This is a genomic window from Allokutzneria sp. NRRL B-24872 (genome assembly GCF_002155965.1).
Classification (GTDB): domain Bacteria; phylum Actinomycetota; class Actinomycetes; order Mycobacteriales; family Pseudonocardiaceae; genus Allokutzneria.
In genome coordinates this window covers 1-1,736 of sequence record NZ_MUMH01000254.1, presented here as the reverse complement: position 1 = coordinate 1,736, position 1,736 = coordinate 1, and the positions used below count along the sequence as shown (strand labels likewise).

General features: G+C 70.1%; 2 protein-coding genes and 1 pseudogene. 2 read left to right on the top strand and 1 reads right to left on the bottom strand.

Features of this window, described 5'->3' with window-relative positions; translation table 11 throughout:
- On the top strand, positions 1 to 707 hold a 707-nt coding region (locus CCN37_RS37010; protein WP_210408384.1), incomplete at its 5' end, for a hypothetical protein.
- Positions 708 to 710: 3 nt separating this feature from the next.
- Here CCN37_RS37010 and CCN37_RS37005 read toward each other — a convergent pair.
- Entirely contained in the window at positions 711 to 1,319 is a 609-nt protein-coding gene (locus CCN37_RS37005) for a TetR/AcrR family transcriptional regulator (protein WP_086830038.1), read from the bottom strand.
- Positions 1,320 to 1,394: 75 nt separating this feature from the next.
- Between CCN37_RS37005 and CCN37_RS37000 the strand changes: the two are divergent.
- A pseudogene (locus CCN37_RS37000) lies at positions 1,395 to 1,736 on the top strand (cytochrome P450); the annotation flags it as partial.

Sequence of the window (1,736 nt, the reverse complement as noted above, 5' to 3'; positions counted from 1 at the left end):
GGGCGTGGTGGGACGGCTCGGAGGAGGGCTGGGGCCAGTTCCGCGACTGGGTCTACATCGGGGCCAACGAGCAGGACCCGAGGATGTACGCCGAGGCCTACCAGCGCCTGGAACCGCTCGGCGCGTCGCCGCTCACCGAACGGATCGAAGCGTTGCGAGCGCTCGGCTTCACCGTCACGGGCGTTCAGGCGGCTGAGGCCAGCGACGACGGGGGAGAGGAGAAGGAAAAGGAGACGGAGTACGTTCCCCCGGGCCTGCGAAGCCGGGAACAACGGGACGCCCGTCGGAGAGAGCGCGAAGAGCAGCCGCTCAGCGACCTGGAACGACGGGCGCAGGAGCGCCGGCGTGCCACACAGGAGTGGCGCGAGGGGGTGTACAGGCCGTACCGCCGCAGTTTCGCCAGCCTGCGCGAGGGGCGCATCGTCTTTGAGCGAGCCGCGTCGAACCACGAGTCCGAACTCGACCCTGGCCTCGACCCGGTAGCCGTCATCCGCTCAGTCGACCTTCACCTGGTCGAGTTCGGTCGGGGCCGCGGCCCGGACTCGGTGCAGTTCATGATCGTGCTTCCCCCTTACCGAGGGCGGTCGCAGGGTTACCTCATCGGCGAGATGCGCGAGAACGACCTGAGCGTCTTCCACATCGGGCCGACCGGGGGAGGCCGGTGGAGTTCGCTGCTGGAAGAACCGCACGAGAACAGGCCCGGCTGACCCTCATGCCCGAGGGCGCAGCCCGGCGACCATCCTGGTGAAGACGGCGGTGTACTCGGCCTTCACCAGGGACTTGTCCTCCGGTGCGGCCTGGGCCAGGGCGATCCCGGCCGCGCCGAGCATGCTGAAGAGCAGCCGGGTGGTGGTTCGTAGGGGCTGCGGGTCGATGTCGCCGCTGTCGATCATCGCCGTGACGAGCTGTTCGACCAGCCGGTAGGAGGCGTCCTGCTCGGCCGCCTGCCAGTACGCCGAGCCGAGCGCGATCGGCGCCTCCAGCCACACGACCCTGCCGAACACCGGGTCGCAGCAGTGCTCCAGGAAGACCTCCAGCGCTGCGAGCGCGGCCTCCCACGGGGTCGCCGCCCGCGCCGCCGCGGCCGCTGAGGCCCGCGTCGCCTCCGAGTCCAGCTCCTCGAAGGCGGCGGCGAACAACGCGGTCTTGTTGGCGAAGTGGTGGTAGATCGCGCCGCGGGTGGCCTGCACGTCGGTGGCCACGTCCTCCAGCGCCGTCCCCGCGAAGCCCCGCTCGGCGAACCGCCTGCCGGCCGCCGCCAGCACCGCGGCCCTGGTGGCCTGGGCGTACTGCTCGCGCCGGCTCCTGGTGGTCGACATGCGCACAGCCTACGACATACATTGTGTATGTCACCGACGCTGTGTACGTCGCGGCCACCCGTGGAGGAGAGCCCGATGACCGTGCCCGATGAGCTCCTGTACAACCCCTTCGCTGAGGGGTATTTCGACGATCCGTACGCGCAGTACAAGGTGTTGCGCGACGAGGACCCGGTGCACCAGCACCCGCTCGGGTTCTGGTTCGTCTCCCGCCACTCCGACGTCTCGACGCTGCTCCGGGCCGGGCTGTCGGTCGAGGTGCGCAACCTCGCACCCGGCGACTTCCGGGATCAAGTCGTGCCGGAGGCGGGGCGCGGGGCGCTCGACCTGTCCATGCTCGACCGCGATCCGCCCGACCACACGCGGCTGCGTTCGTTGGTCACCAAGGTCTTCACGCGTCGCCGTGTGGCTGCGCTGCGC

Bases quoted from the DNA above. Each gene is read 5' to 3' on its own strand.
- CCN37_RS37005 (WP_086830038.1), bottom strand. From the start codon at position 1,319: ATGTCGACCACCAGGAGCCGGCGCGAGCAGTACGCCCAGGCCACCAGG.